This window comes from Anoxybacillus pushchinoensis, from assembly GCF_900111795.1.
Classification (GTDB): domain Bacteria; phylum Bacillota; class Bacilli; order Bacillales; family Anoxybacillaceae; genus Anoxybacillus; species Anoxybacillus pushchinoensis.
Genome location: NZ_FOJQ01000006.1, coordinates 1 through 21,704 on the forward strand (window position 1 = coordinate 1; position 21,704 = coordinate 21,704).

A 21,704-nucleotide genomic window follows, 5' to 3' on the forward strand; every position below is an offset into this window, starting at 1 on the left:
TCACTCATTTCCTCTAAGCTCTTAAATTCGAGCAGTTGGGCTACCAATAAAAGTTTAATATAGGCTTCTGTTGTCAGCTTTTTTGTGTAATAGTCCTGTTTCAATTCTTTGACTTGTTCGCTAAGTTTTTGAATATTTATGGGTGAAACCCATTTACCAAATGATGAAATTAGTGTATTCTTGTCCATAACAGTTATCCTTTACGATTGGATTTGGACAGGAACCACCTGTACTTCCATTGTAAAGGATTTTTTTGTTTCGAAATCAATAAAAAAATGAACATTCTTAGTATTTTGAATCATCAGATTTAATTACTGCAATGCTAGTGAGGAGCAGTATAACCATGAAAAAAGGTGTTCATACAGAAGTCATGGTTTTAAGGTGCATGTATATAGTACACGTGAATCATTTTGTTAGCCGTATCGACAATCCAATATTCAGTAATTCGATAGTGTTGGTAGATATAAAATTTTTCATTGTAGTCTTTTAAAGCGGTTGAAGGCGATAATACCTCGATAACAAGCATGGGTGATCCGTAACATCCATTTTTAACAATTTGATTTTTATTACAAATAACTGCAATATCAGGTTGAACAATATCATCAGGGGGATCATACGTCTCATTTTTGCTAAGGAATACATCTACATATGGAAGGAATTACAGCTCAAGCGTTGCTTATTGCTAGTGCATATCCTTGCTCGCGAAATACAGCATTATATGCATTAGAATACAATCATCATCCAGGATACGCCGCTCAAGCCGTATTTTTATCTACCTTGCTTAGTCCATTGACGGTAGCAAGTGTGATCGGCTTTGCACATTTGTATTTTTGATTATGTGCATGTGCCAAAGGAGTCTCCAGCGATATGTGCTCCTTTGGCATGCGTTGGCGTTCTTTCATTTGTATTTATTTCTGTTTAATTGGAATCCATAGTTCATTTTCTGGATGATGATTTGGTGGATAATAGCATTCAATTAAAGGGACATGGGCAAGTTCATAACGAGAAGCAGAGAGCCATTCGGAATGTAGTCGTTTCCATGCTTCATCTACATTTGGAATGACCGCCCATGTGTCGTGTGTAATTGTTATACGTTGCATATCGTTCGGAACTTCTTTATCATAACGTATGCCCATAAAATAAGTAAATTTCTCATCTGTTATCGCGGATGTTGTTCCGCAAACACCTAACAATCCTTCAAGCTTACATTTTGGTTGTTCCGATGATAAATCGATCAACTTTTGCATCAACCCGTCTTTTTTGGCATATTCCCAAAGCGATGGGATCATTTGAAACGCTTCATTCGTCTTTACTTCATATCCCTTTCCTACAATAACTAGTTCAACATCAATGTTCTCCAGTTTATAATCCATGGTATGATCTCCTTTTATTTGTATTATTTCCTCCACTTGATATTTGTTTCCTTTTTATATTAACATAAAAATCCAACGTGTGTTACAGATTTGTTGAGAAGGTGTGATAGATGTCTAGTTACGTTACGTTTATTCGTTTTATTGTTGTAGGGATAAGTAATACAGTTGTTGATTGGTTGCTTTTTTTCTTCTTTGTATCGCTTAATGTGCCACAAGTGTGGGCACAAACTTTTGCATATAGTGCGGGGGTAGTAAACAGCTATATGTGGAATCGGATATGGACATTTCGGGTGAAGGGGGCAATTATGAAACAATTTGTTCGTTTCCTCGTTTTAAACTTTTGTTCTCTCACGGTGACGATCATTGTATTGTACGGATGCAATCAAATGTTTTCAGTTTTTTTAAGTAAATTTATGGCAACGATAAGTGGAATAGTTATCAATTGGATTGGTAGTCGTATGTGGGTATTTTCTGGAAAAACAACAGCGTAAACAAAAAAATTGAATTTTTATAAAAGTGTTTATTTTTCTAACAATTTATGTTATATTCATGTTATGAAATATAACGTAAGAGGGTGGAGACATGTTTTTGTTAAAGAAGGGACGAAGAAAAGAAGAGGTGAAAGAAACGAAGCAGAGCGTGGCGCTCAATCAAATTGAAGTAGCGGCTGACCAGCTAAAGGCAGTTGTCGAGCAAATGAAATTAGCTGCTTCCTCGCTTGATGAAACATCAAGCGCAACGCAACAGAGCACATTCCAATTAATTGACCGCTTGGAAAAAACGGTAATTTATACAGTTCAAGTAGAAGAGAAGACGAAAATGATTGAGCGATCGGCATTAAAAATTTCAGACGTTTCTCAGCGCATTCATGCAGATAGTGAAGTATCTTATAACGAACTGATCCGCTCGCTACACTCTTTAAAAAACCTTCAACGTGAAATGGATGACTTGCGAACAGGTCATTATGCACTTCTTCGTCAAATGGAGTTGTTAGTAGAGCGTTCACAAGAAATTCATCACATTCTTTCGACGATTGCTTCTATCTCGCAGCGAACGAGTATTTTAGCGCTCAATGCGAACATTGAATCTGCCCGTGCGGGAGAACATGGGAAAGGGTTTTCGGTCGTTGCAAACGAAGTTGGGAAATTAGCTAACCAAACGTCAGCTGCCGTAGAGCAAACGCGGGACATTTTATCATCTATTCAGTCTGGGATCGCTTCAACCATGCATATGGTGAAATCAGAAACAGAACAAATCGACAACGGGTCAAATGAAATGAATCACATTTTCTCTGTTTTATGTGATTTTAGGGAAAGACTTCATCATATGACAGCAATGGCACACGATTCGTCGCAGTCGGTTGATGAACAGACGGCGAGTGTGCAAGAAATTTCGGTTTTGCTTGAATATATTTCTTCCATGGTGCAGGAAAATAAAAATCATGCCCATGAAGTCGCAAAACATATGGATGTACAACATGAAAATGTGAAACAGGTGCTACAAGTGAACGAAGCGATTGAAAAAACATCGAACGAGTTGCAAACAATTATAAAAAACGATGAACGTGTAACGGCAACTTTCGTTGATCTACATGTGATTGAACAAATGAAAGAAAAGCTTACATTGTTTTTACGCTCTTATCCGCTCGCTCGTTTACAAACAAGTGAACATGAGGCATACTTAAATGAATTTTTAAAAATGAATGAAAATGTAGAAGCTGTTTGGTCGAATCGGGTGGACGGTACGTTCATTTATTCGAATCCTCCTGCGGGACTTGTAAATGCCAAAGCTCGTCCGTGGTTTGTTGAGGCTGCAAAAGGGAATATATACGTTTCTTCGGTGTATATATCTGCGTTAACGAAGCGTCCGTGTTTAACCATTTCAGCACCGATCGTTCAAGACGGGCATGTCGTTGGTGTTGTTGGCATTGATTTATCTGTATAAGGACAGTAAGCCGGCATGGTATAGGCTGGCTTACTGATATCGATCCAACATCGCGAAAAATTGTTTGACGAATTGATAAAATACATTGACAGATGGTGGCAGATCGCACTTAGGTAAAATGATCCCGACATTGCGTCGGACGAGTGGGAGGTCAATTGGCACTTTCACCGTATAGCGCGGGGTTGTTTCGTAAAACGTGCTTTCTGGCAATAAAGTGACACCGATACCGGCCGAAACGAGTCCTTTGATCGCGTCTAAATCTTCCCCTTCCGACGAAATGATTGGAGAAAAGCCGGCTTGTTTACAAGCATCTTCGACTATTTTTCGCAAAATAAATCCTTGGGGAAACATGATAAATGGTTCGTGTCGCAATTCACTTAGCGCGATGCTTCGTTTTTGGCTAAGTGGATGATCTGTCGGAATGAGTGCGGCGAACGACTCGGTAAATAAAATATCCCCTTGAATGCCCTTTTCTTCAGTTGGTACGGGACCTAAGAAAGCCACATCAATTTCTCGCCTTTTCACTGCATCAATCAAAAACTTATATGACCCTTGACGTAAATGGAAAGAAATGTGCGGATGTTTTTGTTTAAATGTGGAAATGACCATTGGCATCGTATAGCTTGCGAGACTTGTTGGAAAACCAATTTTAATTGTTCCGCGCTCTGGATCTAAATATTCTTCAATTTGTTGCTTCGCATAGTCAATCGCTTTTAATGCCGATTCAATATGTTGTAAAAAGTGGCGGCCGATCGGTGTTAATTTTACGTTTCTTCCTTCACGTTCGAATAGCTTGACCCCGAGTTCATCCTCTAAATTTGCAATTTGACGACTAACAGCAGATTGAGCGACATGCAACGCTTCAGCAGCTTCTGACACATGCTCCCGTTTGGCAACTTCTGTGAAATAAACTAATTGTCTTAATTCCATTTTTTCCACCTCTTTCTATCGTTCTTTAAATGAGATGAATATTATCTAAATTATATATTGTTTATATAATTATTGAAACCTACAATTATACATACATGATAACGGAATGGGGGATTCGCATGAGAGGACTACCAAAAGCGCAAGGATTGTACCGTCCACAATTTGAACATGATGCATGCGGGATTGGGTTATACGCTCACTTAAAAGGTGAAGCGTCTCATCATATTGTGAAGCAAGGTCTTCACATGTTACGTCAACTAGAACATCGCGGAGGGCAAGGGAGCGATCCGCAAACGGGTGATGGTGCGGGAATCATGGTACAAATTCCGGACGATTATTTTCGTTCCGTTTGTCCATTTTCACTTCCGCCTAAAGGGCGTTATGGGGTCGGAATGATTTTCTTTTTTGAACATCATGAACAAACGAGAACGATGTTCGAACGTCAAATAGATGAAATCGTTCGTGAAGAAGGACAAACGGTGCTCGGATGGCGTGACGTGCCTGTTGATGTCGAAAAACTCGGAATATTAGCAAAACAAAGTCGTCCGTATATTCGGCAGCTTTTTATCGCAGCAAGCGATGATATCGTTGATGACCAACAGTTCGAACGGAAGTTATACGTCATTCGAAAACGAGCGGAAAAGTTCGTTCAAAACAATGAATATTATTTTGCGAGTCTATCTAGTCGCACGATTGTTTACAAAGGGTTGGTGACCCCAGAGCAATTGAATGCTTTTTACATGGACTTACAAGACGAACGATTTCGTTCGGCGTTTGCGCTCGTTCATTCGCGCTTTAGCACAAATACATTTCCGAGTTGGGAGCGAGCGCATCCGAATCGTTATTTAATTCATAACGGGGAGATTAATACGTTGCGCGGAAATATTCATTGGATGATGGCGCGTGAGAAGCAGTTTTCCTCCCCGGTGTTTGGGGAAGATTTACAAAAAGTACTCCCGATTTTAGATACGAACGGAAGCGACTCTTCCATGCTCGATAACGCGTTTGAGTTTTTCGTTTTAGCCGGAAAGTCGCTTGCTGAAACAGCGATGATGTTGATTCCAGAACCGTGGTATTGGGATAAAGAGATGGATGAACATAAAAAAGCGTTTTATGAATATTACAGCTGTCTGATGGAGCCGTGGGACGGTCCAACGGCAATCGTATTCACAAATGGCAAGCAAATTGGCGGTATTCTCGACCGCAACGGTCTTCGTCCAGCTCGTTACTATGTCACAAAAGATGACTATATTATTTTTTCATCAGAAGTCGGGGTCGTTGATGTAGCTCCGGAACAAGTTTTATATAAAGAGCGATTAAGCCCGGGAAAAATGCTTTTTATTGATTTAGAAGAAGGGCGAATCATTTCTGATGAAGAGGTCAAAAAGCAAATTGCGCATAAGCATCCGTATCGTCAATGGGTGAACGAACAAACTGTTTCTATTGAACAACTTGACGAGCAGTTTGCGGGAGATGAGGAACAGCCGTTTGACAATCTTATCACATGGCAGAAAGCGTTTGGGTATACGTATGAAGATGTTGAAAAAACGATCATTCCAATGGCGACGGAAGGAAAAGACCCAACCGGAGCAATGGGCAACGATACGCCGCTAGCTGTATTATCCGAACGTCCGCAAAGTTTATTCAATTATTTCAAGCAATTGTTCGCCCAAGTAACGAACCCGCCGATTGATGCGATTCGTGAATATGTTGTCACATCCACTGTCACGTGGCTCGGAAAAGAAGGAGATGTGTTGCATCCGGATGCATCTTGTGCTCGTCGCATTCGATTAGAGTCACCAATAATCACGAACAAACAATTAAACGCCATTCGAATGAATCCATACCGCGAATTTTTATGCGTTACATTGTCTACTGTTTTTACAAATGATTTAAAAGAAGCGTTAGACGAATTATGTCAAGCGGTAGATGAAGCAATTGCTAATGGTGTGACGTTAATTGTTTTATCTGATCGCTCAATGAATGAGCAGCGCATAGCCATACCTGTTCTTTTGGCAGTCAGCGCGGTGCATCAACATCTCGTACGGAAAGGGACTCGCACGAAAGTGAGTTTAATTGTTGAAAGTGGGGAAGCGCGCGAAGTACATCATTTCGCTGCGTTAATCGGTTACGGAGCGGATGCAATTAATCCATATGTAGCTTTTGCGACGATTCGTGAAGCGGTCGAAAACGGGGTAATCGCGTCCACATATGAACATGCGGTTGAAACGTATAAAAAGGCAGCGACAGATGGCGTTGTAAAAGTGATGTCAAAAATGGGCATTTCAACAGTGCAAAGCTATCGCGGTGCGCAAATTTTTGAAGCAATCGGTATTGGCAACGATGTTATTGAACGATATTTTACAGGAACAGCGTCACAAATTGGCGGGATCGGTTTAAACGAAATTGCACAAGAAGCAAAAATGCGACATACGCAAGCGTTCGAAACGTCCTATGATCATACTTTAGAGTCAGGGAGCGAACTGCAATGGCGTAAAAATGGTGAGCATCATGCGTTCAATCCGAAAACGATTCACACGTTACAATGGGCATGTCGAAAAAATGACTATGAGTTATTTAAGCAATATTCCAACATGGCAAATGAAGAACAAATGACATTTTTACGAAATTTGTTCGATTTTGATCATACGCGTAAGCCTGTTCCGATCGAGGAAGTCGAGCCGGTAGAAGCGATTGTGCGCCGATTTAAAACGGGAGCGATGTCGTACGGTTCATTAAGCGAAGAGGCGCATGAAGCGCTCGCCATTGCGATGAACCGCATCGGTGGAAAAAGTAATAGCGGAGAAGGGGGTGAAGACCCGCGTCGCTACGTGAGGGATGAACATGGTGATCTTCGCCGCAGTGCGATCAAACAAGTTGCTTCCGGCCGTTTTGGTGTGAAAAGTCACTATTTAGTTCATGCTGATGAGTTGCAAATAAAAATGGCGCAAGGAGCAAAGCCTGGAGAAGGTGGTCAACTGCCTGCGAATAAAGTATATCCGTGGATCGGAAAAGTGCGTGGGTCTACGCCAGGTGTGGAACTTATTTCGCCACCACCGCATCATGACATTTATTCCATTGAAGATTTAGCACAACTTATTTATGATTTGAAAAATGCAAATCGCGATGCGCGCATTAGTGTAAAACTCGTTGCAAAATCTGGTGTTGGCACGATCGCTGCAGGTGTGGCTAAAGGCGGGGCAGATGTGATCGTCATTAGCGGATATGACGGAGGGACAGGTGCTTCACCAAAAACAAGCATTAAACATGCGGGGCTTCCGTGGGAACTTGGTTTAGCTGAAACGCATCAAACGCTTATGTTAAATGGGTTGCGTGATCGCGTTGTATTAGAAACAGACGGAAAATTGATGACTGGTCGCGATGTCGTCATGGCGGCGTTATTCGGAGCGGAAGAGTTTGGATTTGCGACAGCTCCGCTAGTCGTTTTAGGGTGTGTTATGATGCGCGTTTGCCATTTAGACACATGTCCGGTCGGTGTAGCAACACAAAATCCAAAATTGCGGGCAAAATTTACTGGAAAGCCAGAACATATCGTTAATTTCATGTATTTTATTGCTCAAGAGGTGCGTGAAATCATGGCGCAACTTGGCTTCCGTACGATCGAGGAAATGGTCGGACGCGTGGACGTATTAAAAATAAGTGAACGGGTAAAACGACATTGGAAAGCGAAACATCTTAAGTTGTCACGTTTGTTGCATCAAGTGGAAGGATCGCGCACGTTTTCTAAACCGCACGATCACCGTCTCGAACAAACGCTTGATTACCAAACGATTTTGCCAGCTGTCCAGCAAGCAATAGAGGAGAAAAAGCCTGTGCAATTGCACGTACGCATTAACAACGTACAGCGAACAGTCGGCACGATAGTAGGTAGCGAAGTATCAAAACGATTTGGTGAAGAAGGTCTTCCAGAAGATACGATTCAACTATATTTTCAAGGCTCAGCGGGGCAAAGCTTCGCAGCGTTCGTGCCAAAAGGAATGACGATGACATTAGTCGGTGATGCGAACGACTATGTTGGCAAAGGTTTATCAGGTGGAAAAGTGATCGTTCGTCCACCACACGAAGCTTCGTTTGCGTGCAGTGATCAAGTCATTATTGGAAATGTTGCATTTTACGGTGCGACAAGTGGAGAAGCGTATATTCGTGGTCGTGCTGGGGAGCGTTTTTGCGTCCGAAATAGTGGCGTTCATGCGGTTGTTGAAGGAGTTGGTGATCACGGCTGTGAGTATATGACAGGAGGACGTGTTGTTATCCTCGGCTCTGTTGGAAAAAATTTCGCTGCTGGAATGTCTGGTGGTGTAGCTTACGTATTCGCTTACGATGATACGTGGCAAAAAAACGCGAACCGTGAACTCGTTTTATTTGAGTCCTTAGTCGATGAAAAAGAAAGAAGCGATGTGCGCGAAATGATTGTGAAACATTACAAATATACAGAAAGTCCAAAGGCAGCATATGTGCTTGCGAATTGGGACGATGTAGTCAAACGGATCGTCAAAGTGATCCCGAAAAACTATAAATTGATGATTGAAACAATCGAGGCGATGAAGCGGCGTGGTTTATCACACGATGAAGCGGTATTTGAGGCGTTTGAAACAGTTGTAAACAAAAAAGGTGTGAAAGTGGTGGAAGCGGTCGCGAAATAGGCGAACGCTTCCGAATAGGTGAAAGGGGGAGAATGATGATGGGGAAAGCAACAGGCTTTATCGAATATGCGCGGGAAGAAGAAAAAAAACGTCATCCTCTTTCCCGTTTAAATGATTGGAAAGAATATACTGATCCATTTTCAACCGACACGTTAGCGAGACAAGGTGCGCGATGTATGGATTGCGGTACGCCATTTTGTCATATGGGAATAGAGCTTCAAGGCTTGACATCTGGCTGTCCGATTCATAATCTCATTCCAGAATGGAACGACCTTGTGTATCGTGGAAGATGGAAAGAGGCGTTTGAACGGTTAGTGAAGACAAATAATTTCCCAGAATTTACAGGACGCGTTTGCCCAGCGCCGTGCGAAGGATCGTGTACAGTAGCGATTTCTGATCCGGCAGTAGCGATTAAAGGAATTGAACGAGCGATTATTGACAAAGCGTTTGAGGAAGGGTGGGTTCAACCGCGCATTCCGAAAAAGAGAACCGGAAAAAAGGTGGCCGTCATTGGCTCTGGTCCTGCAGGGTTAGCTTGTGCAGATGAACTAAATCAAGCTGGTCATTTTGTCACTGTGTATGAGCGCGCGGATCGAATTGGTGGTTTGTTGATGTACGGCATTCCGAATATGAAACTTGGAAAAGACGTTGTTGAGAGACGTGTACGCTTGCTTGAAAAAGAAGGAATTACGTTTGTTACAAACATAGAAGTCGGAAAAGATTTGACGATGGATGAATTGCGCAAACAATATGATGCGGTTGTGTTTTGTATTGGAGCACAAAAGCAACGCGATCTTATGATCGAAGGACGCGAGCTTAATGGCGTTCATTTTGCGATGGACTACTTGACAATGACGACAAAATGGCTACTTACCGGCGAAAAAGATGAAACGTTTATTGATGCCAAACATAAACATGTCATCGTAATCGGTGGTGGCGATACAGGGGCTGACTGTGTCGCGACGGCATTGCGGCAACAATGTAAAAGCGTTGTGCAATTCGGCAAACATCCGGCATTGCCAAAAGAGCGTACAAACGATAATCCATGGCCGCAATACCCGCTTGTATTTACAGTTGACTATGCATATGAAGAAGCGGAAGCGAAGTTCGGCAATGACCCGCGTCAATATTGTATTCAAACAAAAAAAATCGTTGGTGATGAGAGAGGGAGAGTAAAAGAACTGCATACGATCCAAATGGAAAAAATAATAGATGATCAAGGGCGTGCTGTATTTAAAGAAATTCCAGGTACAGAGAAAATATGGCCGTGTGATCTCGTATTGATCGCTATTGGTTTTGAAAGACCAGAACCGCAACTTTTACAACAGTTTGGAATCGAGACAATTAGTAAAGCATACAAGACGAATGTCGAAGGTGTATTTGTCGCAGGTGATGCAAGACGTGGACAAAGCCTTGTTGTTTGGGCGATTCATGAAGGACGCGAAGCAGCGAAAGAAATAAATCATTTTCTTATGGGGGATTGAGAGGGGGGCATCTGCGAAAGTGCATATTTAAAAAACTCTTTTTCTGTGTTTTTTATAGAAAAAGAGTTTTTTATTTTTTAGAATTGTTATTTTATTTTAAAAAATGTTACAATGTTTTTTAACAAGTTCAGAAAAAATGGAGGGATTTGTTTTGCGTAGCGATATGATTAAAAAAGGATTTGACCGTGCACCCCATCGTAGTTTATTGCGTGCAGCAGGGGTAAAAGAAGAAGATTTTCATAAGCCGTTTATTGCGGTTGTGAACTCGTATATTGATATTATTCCAGGTCACGTTCATTTGCAGGAGTTTGGTAAAATTGTAAAAGAGGCAATTCGTGAGGCCGGTGGTGTTCCGTTTGAAATGAACACCATCGGGGTCGATGATGGCATTGCGATGGGACATATTGGTATGCGGTATTCGTTGCCGAGCCGAGAAATTATTGCTGACTCTGTTGAGACGGTCATTTCTGCCCATTGGTTTGATGGGATGGTATGCATTCCGAACTGCGATAAAATTACACCTGGCATGATGATGGCGGCGATGCGCTTAAATATCCCGACTATTTTTGTAAGCGGAGGACCGATGAAAGCAGGTGTGACGAGCGATGGAAAAAAAATCTCGCTTTCCTCTGTATTTGAAGGAGTCGGTGCATATCAAGCCGGAAAAATCGATGAAAAAGGGTTACAAGAACTTGAACAGTACGGCTGTCCGACATGTGGTTCATGCTCAGGTATGTTTACGGCCAATTCCATGAACTGTTTAGCCGAGGCGCTCGGCTTAGCGCTTCCTGGTAACGGCACGATTTTAGCTATTGATCCAGCACGAAAAGAATTTGTACGACGTTCAGCTCAGCAGTTAATGTATTTAATCGAGCATGATATTAAACCGCGCGACATCGTCACCGAAAAAGCAATTGACAATGCATTCGCACTTGATATGGCGCTCGGCGGCTCAACGAATACGGTGTTACATACGCTAGCCATTGCCAATGAAGCAGGTATTCATTATCCGCTCGAACGCATTAATGAAGTAGCTTCCCGCGTGCCGCATTTAGCAAAATTGGCACCAGCATCAGATATGCATATTGAAGATTTGCACGAAGCGGGTGGCGTGTCTGCCGTATTATATGAGCTATCTAAAAAAGAGGGCACGCTTCATTTAGATGCTCTCACTGTGTCAGGTAAAACACTTGGGGAAAATATCGCAGACTGTGAAGTGAAAAATTATGAAGTCATTCGTCCAATTGACAATCCGTATTCAGAAACGGGTGGATTGGCTGTATTGTTTGGCAATTTAGCTCCAGATGGCGCGATTATTAAAACAGGCGGCATCCAAGGCGGCATTACCCGTCATGAGGGACCCGCGATCGTCTTTGACTCTCAAGAAGAAGCGCTCGAGGGCATTGCGGCAGGAAGAGTACAACCGGGGCATGTCGTTATCATCCGTTATGAAGGCCCAAAAGGTGGACCGGGAATGCCAGAAATGTTAGCCCCAACATCGCAAATTGTTGGCATGGGACTAGGAACGAAAGTAGCGCTCATTACGGACGGTCGTTTTTCTGGCGCATCCCGTGGATTATCGATCGGCCACGTGTCGCCAGAAGCAGCGGAAGGGGGACCGATTGCTTTTGTACAAAACGGTGACCATATTGTCATTGATATTGTGAAGCGAACGATTGACGTTCACGTCCCTGAAGAAGAATGGGAAAAGCGGAAAGCAAATTGGCAGGGCTTTGAGCCGAAAGTGAAAACAGGATATTTAGCTCGCTATTCAAAACTTGTTACATCGGCAAGTACCGGCGGAATTATGAAAATTTAAAAAATTTGTCGAAAGGTTGTTCATAAATCCAAAACAAGCTTCCGTTATAATGAAAGAAGTAAAGCGATAATGGGAGTGAGGGAGACGAATACGCAATTTATTGCCGGTCATGCGCGATTGCCTTCAGGAATGGCGGCAAAAAGCGTATTTGATACGTTGACGATTACGGCAGAAGTAGATAAAAAGTACGGCGTCATCGTTGATGCTTCTTGTACGTTAGCAACAGAGCACGGTCGTGATTATGTGGCACGGTTGTTAAAAGGTCATTCATTAAAAGACGGAATTGACGAACCGCTTGCCCAATTGCATGAAGGATATTTAGGGAAAGCAAATCAAGCGTTATGTGCAGCGCTAAAAGATTTATACAAGCATGCCGATGTCGTCGTGTTGGCTGATGGTGTTAACTCGCTACTTGCAAAACAGCTCGGCTTCCACCGTGAATGGCGGCCAGACGAAGTTGCTTTAGCGACGATGGAAATTTTAAAGCTTGATAAAAACATCATTGAAGATCGCTTTAACCTTGAAGCGAACCAAGGCTGTACGATCGAAATTTTCGGCGATGCGACAAAGGGAATTTTAGGAACAGGCTTTTTATATACAAATAAAGACACACTTAGCATCGGTGTTGGCACGTTATTATCCGGGTTAATTAAGCATAAAATCAAGCCGTATGAGCTACTTGAGTATGTGAAAAATCATCCGATGATTCGTCCATACATTCAAGGGAGTGAACCTGTTGAATATTTAGCTCACTTAATCCCCGAAGGTGGTTATCATTCCATTCCAAAAGTCGCAGGTCACGGAGTGCTTGTCGTTGGCGATGCAGCGCAACTTGTCAATGCGATTCATCGCGAAGGATCCAATATGGCGATGACATCTGGCCGACTAGCAGCAGAAACCATTATCATGGCGAAAGAACAAAACGACTTTTCGGAAAGCATGCTTGATCAATACCGAATGAAGCTCATGGAAAGTTTTATCGGGCAAGATTTGAAAAAATATAAAGATGCGACGCATCATTTTGAGTCATTTCCGCAATATTTTGATCAATACATTCCAATGCTCAACCGTGCAGCAAGCCAAATGTTTACGGTGGACGGGGCATCGAAATGGGAAAAACAGAAAAAAATTTGGCGTGATCTCGGCTCAACGAAACAAAAGTTTAAGCTGGCACGCGATATGATGAAAGCATGGAAGGTGATGAAATGATGAAGGCGCAAACGATTGAAGAAAAGCAATATTTAGTTCGTTTTAACGCGGATACGAAATCGCATCTTCACGTGCTAGATGACAATATTTGTTTGACGAAATGCCCAGATAAAATTTGTACCATTTTTTGTCCAGCAGCTGTTTACAAATGGGAAGATATTCGCATGCACGTTGGCTATGAAGGCTGTCATGAGTGCGGCAGCTGTCGTATTGGCTGTCCGCACGAAAACATTCGCTGGGAATATCCACGCGGTGGGCATGGCATCGTCTTCCGTCTCGGGTGAGCGCCATGTTTCATATCGGAAACTGTGTTGTCTATGCCCTTGATGGAACGAGAGGAATTGTGTTAGAAGTGACTGTCGATCGTTGCCACGTCTTATGGGAAGACTACTTCGTCAGCTGGGAGAAAAAAGAACTGTTAAAAGTCGATGAAGAGCTAACAAAAAAACAAACAATTCGCGTTTCTTCTCATGTGAGCCACCCTTTATCGTAGGGTGGTTTTTTGTTTCTTTATATACAATTTATTCTAAAAAAGGGGTTGACGGATAATTTTTTTTTTTTTTATGATTATTTCGTAAAATATTCTTTCGTTAGGAGGGATACCATGAATAAAATACAAAAAGCTGCACATTGGGTTGTCAGTTCCATTGCTGATGATTTGAGAAGTAATACGATTTCTAATGTCGTTGGGATGGCTACAGGTGGGATAGGTAATGGAGTGAGAGCATATAAAGCTGCAACTACAGGATTCACTATGTTAGAAAGAAAAGTGGCTTCAGAAACGGCAAAAGGAGCCGCAAAAGGTACAGTAGCAGGATATTTCGCCGGAAGTTATGTAATAGGCAGTATGAACAAAGTTGCTGCAGTAGAAAAATGGTTTGACAGTACAAAAGTAGGCAAAGCAATTGATGACGGCATAACAAAAGTGGAAAATAAACTTCATAAATTAATTGGCGGTGGTCGTTATTAAGTTATTTAGTGTAAATAGTTGCACTGAACTTGACCGTGAGCGTAATCCTATAGAGATAAAAAAAGTTTTTACTCCACTTGACAAATACTGTATCATTCATTGTGTTATTTCACATGTTGAAAAAACTGATAGATTTGTTGAAATGATATGGTATCATCCACATGGAGAAGCAGTTTTTAGGATTAAGATAGAACTTGACCGAAAAAAAACGATACAAAAAGTATTTTCAATTGTGGATTTTTCTTTTTTTCTTCATTTGGATAAACCAGATGGTATTTGGAAAATTCGTATCATGCCCTTCAATCTAGAGTACGATTTAGAAATAAAAACATTTGGTTTTCGAGTTAACGATGTTTTATCTACTTATGACTTCAGAGTGTGAAAGAGGAAATAACATGAAAAAAAGTTACATTGCTTTCTTTGCATTTCTTGTATGTCTTTTGTATATTAGTTGGTCTAAAGAAGGTTGGAAAGGCATTTTACTTCTTTTTTTAAAAGGTATTGTTATTTTTGTCATTGTTTACGTTGTCGTATTTGTTATTGTATGGTCGATTATGAAGTTGGTTGGTTTTTTAAAAAGACGTTTGCAATGAATGATACGTTGCACAAAATATTTTCGAACGGTTCCACCATCCCATATGGGGTGGCTTTTTGTTATACTTGTTTCATCGATACATAGAAAGGATAACGAGCGATGGAACGAGGACATTTGTTATTAATTGATGGAATGGCGTTATTGTTTCGATCGTTTTATGCAACAGCGCCACGTTGGATGATGAATAGCCGTGGGGTGCCGACGAATGCGGTATATGGGGTAGTGAAACAAATCGAAGCGGCGACAAATGTACTTCAACCAACGCATGTCGTTTGTTGTTGGGATATGGGAAGTACGACGTTTCGCACCGAATGGTTTCCAGACTATAAGGCAAATCGTGGGGAGCCGCCGTGTGAATTAGTTCCGCAATTTGATTTAGCGAAAGAAGTGGTAGCAATGCTTGGCATTCCGAATATCGGTGTGCTCGGTGCCGAAGCGGACGATTGCATCGGCTCGCTTGTAAAGCAATATCGTGATGAGATGCGCATTTCGATTGTGACCGGGGATCGTGATTTATTTCAACTTCTTTCAAAACATGTCACAGTCTACTTACTGGCGAAAGGCATTGGCAACTATGAGGCGTACACGCTCGAACGCTTTATTAAAGAAAAAGGGATTCAACCACATCAGCTCATCGATGTGAAAGCGCTCATGGGCGATGCAAGCGACAATTATCCAGGCGTACGCGGCATCGGGGAAAAACAAGCGTTTAAACTTATTCAACAATACGGATCAATTGAAGGAATCATCGAAAATTTAGCGAACTTAACAAAAGCACAGCAACAAAAAATAACCGAACATTTTGACTCGCTTGATTTGTCGCGCAAACTTGCGGCCATTTATTGCGATATTCCAATTCCGTTGCGAGTAGAAGAGGCGAGATGGGATGATGAGCGTAAGTGGTTTGCAGAGGTATTAGAAGCGATTATGTAGTGAACAGCTTGTGAGAGGAAGGAGTTATTAAACATATTTTAACCAGCCCCATATAGAGGCTGGTTTTTATGTTCGCACTTGCCCATTTCCATATACAAGCGTTTTTGTTGTCGTGATGGCACGCAAACCCATTGGGCCGCGAGCGTGCAGTTTTTGTGTGCTAATGCCGATTTCTGCACCGTATCCGAACTGTTCGCCGTCGGTGAAGCGAGTGGAGGCGTTATGGTACAATACAGCGGCATCGACATGAGCAAAAAACTGCTCTACATGTTCATCGGTTTCAGAAATAATCGCTTCGGAATGTTTTGTACCATAGCGTTCAATGTGTTCAATGGCTTCATCGACCGTTTCGACGAGCTTCACCGCTAAAATCGGGGCTAAAAATTCAGTCGCCCAGTCGGCCTCTGTCGCTTCACGGACGAACGGATATGTAGACGAGAGCCGTTTGTCGCCGCGCAGCTCGACCCCTTTTTCATGCAGCGTTTCAAGCAACGCACTTATATATGGCCATTGGTCGTGAACGATGACCGTTTCAACCGCATTGCAGACAGACGGACGTTGTAGTTTAGCGTTTATGACGATATCGAGCGCCATTTCTTTTTCGGCGGAGTCGTCAATAAAAATATGACAATTGCCGACGCCTGTTTCTAACACAGGAATTGTGGCGTGTTCGACGACCGATTGGATAAGTCCAGCACCTCCCCGTGGAATGAGAACATCCACATATTCTTTTAAACGAAACATGTGTTGTGCTGTTTCACGGCTCGTATCTTCTAATAATTGAATCGCATCGGATGGAACTGACGATTGTTTTAACGCTTCTTGCATGACGGATACGAGCGCTTTATTCGAGTGAATGGCGGACGAGCTACCGCGCAACAAGACGGCATTTCCCGTTTTTAAACAAAGACTAGCTGCATCGACTGTTACATTTGGACGGGCTTCATATACCATACCGACAACACCAAGCGGCACGCGAATTTGTTTTAATTTGAGCCCGTTTGGTCGCGTCCATTGTTCGATCGTTTCGCCGATTGGATCTGGTAGCTGAATCACTTGGCGAACACCGTCAGCAATTTGGTGAATACGTTCTTCCGTCAGTTGTAGTCGGTCAAGCAACGAAGGGGAGAGCCCGTTTTCTTTTCCACTTGCCATATCTTTTTCATTCTCTTCTAAAATGTACGATTTTCGCGCAATTAGTGTTTCCGCGATGATCGCAAGCGCCTTGTTTTTTTCTTCCGTTGATAATGATGCTAAACGTTTAGAAACTTGTTTTAGTTTCTTTGCTTTTGTAAGTAATTCGTTCATTTTTTTCGCTCCTTTTCGTGCTTATTGGACTGTTGTTTTTTTAAAACATACTAAGTTATCGCGATGAACGACTTCTGGTCGGCGGTGGAAGGAGTATCGTTTTGCTTCTTCACTTGCAAGCCCTTTTACTTTTGCTAAATCGTCGGCAGCATAATATACTTGCCCTCTAGCGATCACCTCACCTTTTTGATTCACAATATTGACAACATCAAGCGCTTGAAATGAACCGAATACATTGATTACGCCAGCAGGCAACAAGCTTTTTCCTTTATGTAAAAGGGCATTTTCTGCTCCTTCATCAATTTCAATTGTTCCGGACACTTTTGAATGATAAGCAATCCATTGTTTGCGCATTTGCATCTGTTCTTGAAAAGGAGAGCCGATATACGTCCCGTCGCCTTTTCCTTCTAAGATATGTTTGATTTTTTCTTTTCCTGTTCCTGTCCCGATAAAGACGCTGACACCAAAAGAAAGAGCTTTTTGTGCGGCAAGTAGCTTCGATTTCATTCCCCCCGTTCCAACCGCTGATCCGCTACCGCCAGCTTGTTCGATAAGCTCGTCAGTCATTTCCGAGAGAAAATAATATTTTTTTGCTTCAGGGTGATTTGGATGTTTGTCATATAGCCCATTAATGTCCGTTAAAATAATAAGAGCATCAGCATGCAAAAAACCGGCTACAAGCGCGGACAATAAATCGTTATCTCCGAACGTCAATTCTTCCACTGCAATTGAGTCGTTTTCATTAATAATTGGAAGAACGCCACGTTCTAACAATGTAGAAATTGTCGCAAATAAGTTACGAAACCGCTCGCGATCGTAAAAATCTGCACGCGTTAACAACAACTGTCCTGTGACAATATCGAACGAGCGAAAGGCGGAAATGTATGTTTGCATAAGCAAGCCTTGACCGACTGCTGCCGCTGCTTGTTTCGCAGCGAGTGCCTTCGGGCGTGAGCGATACCCAAGTAAACCAAATCCGGCTGCTACGGCACCTGATGAGATAAGAATGATATCGTGTCCTAATTGCTTCATATAAGCAAGTGCTTCGACATGTTCAACAAGCTTTTGTTCTGAAAGTGTGCCATTTTTTTCGGTTAACGAGCTGCTACCAATTTTGACAACGATTCGCTTTTTTTTCATCTTTTCACCTCCTTGAAATAAAAAAACGCTTTTTCGCCCTTATAGAAAAGGACGGAAAAGCGTCGTTCCCGCGGTACCACCTTTTTTGGCGCAATGCGCCCACCTCTTGCCCTGTAACGTCGGGGGAACGGCTTATGTTTGCATAAGCGGCCGTATAGGGTAGGTTCAACTAGCTGCCCATGAGGAACCTTCCAGCCTATGGATTCCACTCTCTTGCATGTTTCACTAGTTTACTCGTCCCGTGCCTTATTCCACATATGTCTTTTTTCAGAATTATGAAACAAAAAAATGAAGATGTCAATGGATTTTACGACTGTCTGGACAAAAGATGAAGTTTTCATTCATGTTGAAGTGTTTTAGAAGAAAGCAAATCATGATAGATCGAGAAGGTCCATTTTCTCATTTACCTGTTGAAATCGTGCGTTCATCTCTTGTCGGAGAACATCAATTTTCGCTTCTAATTTACTTTTTACGGCTCGAATGTCACAACGAGGTTAATCGCCTATTTCTTGCATTTCAGCACGGAGTTGTCGTCCGACGTTTTTCATTATAAATGAATGACGGACAAGAAAGAAGTATGTTTCCTATCATTTTTAAACATAAAAAAGTAAAAAATGAAAATTTTACCTACAATCATATGTTATAATAGAATAAAAGGGAAAGGAGTGAAAAGCATGGGATTAGTTTTACAGCATGTAACAAAACAGTTCGGTTCGTTTGTAGCGGTAGATGACGTAACATTATCTATTCCAAAACAGCGTATGTTTGGATTTCTCGGAGCGAATGGAGCGGGGAAAACGACAACGTTTCGAATGATTTTAGGATTACTTGAGCCGACAAAAGGGGAGATTACGTGGGACGGCGAGCGCATCACGTACAAACATAGTCATCTTATCGGATACTTACCAGAAGAAAGAGGGCTGTACCCAAAGCTAAAAGTAAAAGAGCAACTCATTTATTTAGGTAGATTACGAGGGTTACATAAAGAAGAAATTGTAAAGGAAATGCGCGATTGGCTCGAGCGTTTTAAAATACCACAATATGAAGACAAAAAAGTAGAACAACTATCAAAAGGCAATCAACAAAAAATTCAATTTATCGCTGCGGTGTTACATCGTCCACAACTACTTATTTTAGATGAGCCGTTCAGCGGATTAGATCCGGTAAATGTAGAAATGTTGAAAGAGGCTGTCATTGATTTGCAGAAAAAAGGGACAACGATCGTTTTCTCAAGTCATCGAATGGAACATGTCGAACAATTATGTGAACATATATGCATTATGCATAAAGGAAAACCGATTGTGCATGGATCAATTAAAGAGTTAAAAAGATCTTTCGGCAAAAAAAATGTCATTATTCATGGGGAACTTCCGTTTGAAACGTTAACACACATTCCAGGAGTAATAAAAATGGAGAAGACCGTGGAAGGAGTTCGTTTGCAAATAGCAGATGAGAGCGTATCGCAACATATTCTTGAGCATATTTATTCGAAAGGATTTATTCGCACATTTTCATTAGAAGAACCATCGTTGAATGATATTTTCATTGAGAAAGTAGGTGCAGCGTATGAACAATAAGTTTTGGATTGTTTTTCTCCATACGTATGTAACAAAATTAAAATCAAAGTCTTTTTTAATTTCAACGATTGTTACTGCTTTGATTGTATTTGGTATTAGTCAGCTAGATCGCATCATAGAAGCATTTAGTAATGATGGTCAAAAAACAATCGGTGTTATTGACGAAACAAATGGATGGTACGAAGCATTACAAGCACAATTTCAAACGAATAAAGAAATAAGTCTTGTTCGCCATGATGGAAGTGAAGAACAAGCGAAAACATATGTTCAAACGGATCAATGGTATGCGTATATCGTGCTTGACGTACAAAATGCGCAGCCCAAAGTGACATATTATGCGAAAAATATTGCAGATAGTGATGTCACACATGAAATCGAGCAAGCATTGCAACAAGTCAAAATCGCGATGATGGCAAAGCAAATCGGGTTAACGTATGAACAAATCAACGCACTATATGCACCGATTGCGATGGAAAAAGTGGCGCTTGAACAACATGCCAAAACAGAAGAACAACTAAATCAAGCAAGGGCGATCGTTTATGTGCTATTGTTTGCGATGTACATGTTTGTGTTAATGTACGGAAGTATGATTATGATGGAAGTAGCAACAGAAAAGTCATCTCGCATTATGGAAATTTTAATATCAAGTATCTCACCCATTCAGCAATTGTTCGGAAAAATTTTAGGGATTGCTTTGTTAAGTTTGACGCAATTTATTCTCATATTTTCGGTTGGTTATGCATCGATGAAAAATAGTGATATGTTGCGTCAGCTAATTGGCATGGATGAACTGCCTCTCCCCCTTATTTTATATGGCATTCTCTTTTTCTTGCTCGGCTATTTGTTGTATGCGATGTTATTTGCTGTGCTTGGTTCGATCGTCAGCCGCGTCGAAGAAGTACAACAAATGGCTGGCCCTGTGACGATGCTCGTTGTCGCAGCGTTTATCATGGCGATGTTTGGTTTAAATGCACCGGAGTCACCATTTATTACAGCAATGTCGTTTGTCCCGTTTTTTGCCCCGATGATTATGTTTTTACGTATTGGCATGTTGAACGTTCCAACTTGGGAAATTGTTCTTAGCATCGGTTTGCTCGTCGGAACAATTGCCTTTTTATTCGTATTTGGTTCAAAAGTGTATCGTGGCGGCGTGCTCATGTATAATCAAGCGTCTTCATGGAAAGATCTCAAGCAGGCATGGCAATTAACGAAAAAGTAAAAAGCCGAGCGAAATGCTCGGTTTTTTACATCGGTTTTGTCGGTGTTGGTTTGGCGTATCCATCTTTATATTTTTCATCAATAAGGTGGCGAATGTCTTTGATAGGCATCCCTTTCTCATATTGTTCGATCGAAATGGCTGCAGTTTCTAAACAAACCCCGCATTTTGTCGCATGATCGTCCCAAACGATTGCCCCGTTGTTTTTATTTTCATATACGAAACAGTCGTAATTATTTTTATGATCAACCGACTCACCACAGCCACAATAACAAGGGATATGTTCTAGTAATGTTTGATGTTTTGCAGCCTGTTCGTACAAATGAGCCATCGACTCATTATAGGAAGATAAAAATGATGGAAGTATATGAATCGAGGCAGTTTCCTCACGTATATCACTCATTCCATGTTCTGTAGACGTATGATTATTTTCTTTTTGCGCACAACCACTTAACAATAGACTAATCGAAAACATGGCGCTGCATATGTATCTTTTTTTCATCGTCATCCATCCTTTTTTTATAAATTCATTATACTGTCCG

Annotated in this window: 20 protein-coding genes and 3 pseudogenes; 16 read left to right on the forward strand and 7 right to left on the reverse strand. The window is 41.6% G+C overall.

Annotated features, from left to right (window positions below):
• Both BM213_RS02915 and BM213_RS02920 read right to left on the reverse strand, forming a co-directional pair.
• The coding region (locus BM213_RS02915; protein ID WP_143091167.1) for a DUF4372 domain-containing protein at positions 1–188 on the reverse strand (188 nt) is incomplete at its 3' end.
• A 188-nt stretch (positions 189–376) separates the two neighbouring features.
• A pseudogene (locus BM213_RS02920) lies at positions 377–625 on the reverse strand (Uma2 family endonuclease); the annotation flags it as partial.
• 17 nt (positions 626–642) lie between these two features.
• On the opposite strand from BM213_RS02920, the pseudogene BM213_RS02925 reads away from it, so the two are divergent.
• Positions 643–834, forward strand: a pseudogene (locus BM213_RS02925) (AEC family transporter); the annotation flags it as partial.
• Positions 835–908: 74 nt separating this feature from the next.
• Here the strand turns inward: BM213_RS02925 and BM213_RS02930 are convergent.
• The gene (locus BM213_RS02930) at positions 909–1,373 is read right to left on the reverse strand and encodes a GyrI-like domain-containing protein (protein WP_091700710.1); all 465 of its coding nucleotides are present in this window, start codon (positions 1,371–1,373) and stop codon (positions 909–911) included.
• A gap of 110 nt (positions 1,374–1,483) precedes the next feature.
• On the opposite strand from BM213_RS02930, the gene BM213_RS02935 reads away from it, so the two are divergent.
• Entirely contained in the window at positions 1,484–1,864 is a 381-nt protein-coding gene (locus tag BM213_RS02935; protein WP_091700712.1) for a GtrA family protein, read from the forward strand.
• A gap of 91 nt (positions 1,865–1,955) precedes the next feature.
• Positions 1,956–3,317 carry a methyl-accepting chemotaxis protein gene (locus BM213_RS02940; RefSeq protein WP_091700715.1) on the forward strand — a complete coding sequence of 454 codons (1,362 nt, stop codon included), beginning with the start codon at positions 1,956–1,958 and terminating at the stop codon, positions 3,315–3,317.
• Positions 3,318–3,347: 30 nt separating this feature from the next.
• Here BM213_RS02940 and gltC read toward each other — a convergent pair whose 3' ends face one another.
• On the reverse strand, positions 3,348–4,247 hold the full coding sequence (gltC, locus tag BM213_RS02945; RefSeq protein ID WP_091700718.1) for a glutamate biosynthesis transcriptional regulator GltC: 900 nt from the start codon (positions 4,245–4,247) through the stop codon (positions 3,348–3,350).
• Between the two features lie 119 nt (positions 4,248–4,366).
• On the opposite strand from gltC, the gene gltB reads away from it, so the two are divergent.
• The 10 genes and pseudogenes from gltB to BM213_RS02995 all read left to right on the forward strand — a co-directional run bounded on the left by gltB (position 4,367) and on the right by BM213_RS02995 (position 15,921).
• Complete coding sequence (gene gltB, locus BM213_RS02950) at positions 4,367–8,911, forward strand: glutamate synthase large subunit (RefSeq protein WP_244149167.1); 4,545 nt, start codon at positions 4,367–4,369, stop codon at positions 8,909–8,911.
• A 38-nt stretch (positions 8,912–8,949) separates the two neighbouring features.
• Positions 8,950–10,395 (forward strand): glutamate synthase subunit beta, encoded by a 1,446-nt coding sequence (locus BM213_RS02955; RefSeq protein WP_091700721.1) that lies wholly within the window; start codon positions 8,950–8,952, stop codon positions 10,393–10,395.
• A gap of 103 nt (positions 10,396–10,498) precedes the next feature.
• Positions 10,499–12,214 (forward strand): dihydroxy-acid dehydratase, encoded by a 1,716-nt coding sequence (gene ilvD / locus BM213_RS02960; RefSeq protein ID WP_091700724.1) that lies wholly within the window; start codon positions 10,499–10,501, stop codon positions 12,212–12,214.
• Positions 12,215–12,322: 108 nt separating this feature from the next.
• Positions 12,323–13,423, forward strand: a pseudogene (locus BM213_RS02965) (DUF3870 domain-containing protein); the annotation flags it as partial.
• Positions 13,405–13,707, forward strand: a complete 303-nt coding sequence (locus BM213_RS02970) for a ferredoxin family protein (RefSeq protein WP_006319754.1) — start codon at positions 13,405–13,407, stop codon at positions 13,705–13,707. The pseudogene BM213_RS02965 and the gene BM213_RS02970, both read left to right, overlap by 19 nt.
• Positions 13,708–13,712: 5 nt before the next feature.
• On the forward strand, positions 13,713–13,916 hold the full coding sequence (locus tag BM213_RS02975) for a hypothetical protein (protein WP_091700729.1): 204 nt from the start codon (positions 13,713–13,715) through the stop codon (positions 13,914–13,916).
• A 111-nt stretch (positions 13,917–14,027) separates the two neighbouring features.
• On the forward strand, positions 14,028–14,393 hold the full coding sequence (locus BM213_RS02980) for a hypothetical protein (RefSeq protein ID WP_091700732.1): 366 nt from the start codon (positions 14,028–14,030) through the stop codon (positions 14,391–14,393).
• On the forward strand, positions 14,380–14,775 hold the full coding sequence (locus BM213_RS02985) for a hypothetical protein (RefSeq protein ID WP_043966836.1): 396 nt from the start codon (positions 14,380–14,382) through the stop codon (positions 14,773–14,775). Before BM213_RS02980 ends, BM213_RS02985 begins: the two co-directional genes overlap by 14 nt.
• Before the next feature lie 13 nt (positions 14,776–14,788).
• Positions 14,789–14,986, forward strand: a complete 198-nt coding sequence (locus BM213_RS02990; protein ID WP_091700733.1) for a hypothetical protein — start codon at positions 14,789–14,791, stop codon at positions 14,984–14,986.
• A gap of 101 nt (positions 14,987–15,087) precedes the next feature.
• On the forward strand, positions 15,088–15,921 hold the full coding sequence (locus BM213_RS02995; protein ID WP_091700735.1) for a 5'-3' exonuclease: 834 nt from the start codon (positions 15,088–15,090) through the stop codon (positions 15,919–15,921).
• A 66-nt stretch (positions 15,922–15,987) separates the two neighbouring features.
• On the opposite strand, the gene BM213_RS03000 is transcribed toward BM213_RS02995, so the two are convergent.
• Both BM213_RS03000 and proB read right to left on the reverse strand, forming a co-directional pair.
• A complete protein-coding gene (locus tag BM213_RS03000) occupies positions 15,988–17,229 on the reverse strand; it encodes a glutamate-5-semialdehyde dehydrogenase (RefSeq protein ID WP_091700738.1) in 1,242 nt (413 codons plus the stop codon).
• Positions 17,230–17,250: 21 nt separating this feature from the next.
• Complete coding sequence (gene proB / locus BM213_RS03005) at positions 17,251–18,369, reverse strand: glutamate 5-kinase (RefSeq protein ID WP_091700740.1); 1,119 nt, start codon at positions 18,367–18,369, stop codon at positions 17,251–17,253.
• A gap of 343 nt (positions 18,370–18,712) precedes the next feature.
• On the opposite strand from proB, the gene BM213_RS14420 reads away from it, so the two are divergent.
• The 3 genes from BM213_RS14420 (at position 18,713) to BM213_RS03015 (ending at position 21,165) form a co-directional block, all read left to right on the forward strand.
• Positions 18,713–18,922, forward strand: a complete 210-nt coding sequence (locus tag BM213_RS14420) for a hypothetical protein (RefSeq protein WP_167357360.1) — start codon at positions 18,713–18,715, stop codon at positions 18,920–18,922.
• Between the two features lie 121 nt (positions 18,923–19,043).
• Positions 19,044–19,946 (forward strand): ABC transporter ATP-binding protein, encoded by a 903-nt coding sequence (locus BM213_RS03010; RefSeq protein WP_091700743.1) that lies wholly within the window; start codon positions 19,044–19,046, stop codon positions 19,944–19,946.
• On the forward strand, positions 19,936–21,165 hold the full coding sequence (locus BM213_RS03015) for an ABC transporter permease (protein WP_091700745.1): 1,230 nt from the start codon (positions 19,936–19,938) through the stop codon (positions 21,163–21,165). Before BM213_RS03010 ends, BM213_RS03015 begins: the two co-directional genes overlap by 11 nt.
• Before the next feature lie 25 nt (positions 21,166–21,190).
• On the opposite strand, the gene BM213_RS03020 is transcribed toward BM213_RS03015, so the two are convergent.
• Positions 21,191–21,664, reverse strand: a complete 474-nt coding sequence (locus tag BM213_RS03020) for a PCYCGC motif-containing (lipo)protein (protein WP_091700748.1) — start codon at positions 21,662–21,664, stop codon at positions 21,191–21,193.
• Between the last annotated feature and the right edge of the window lie 40 nt (positions 21,665–21,704).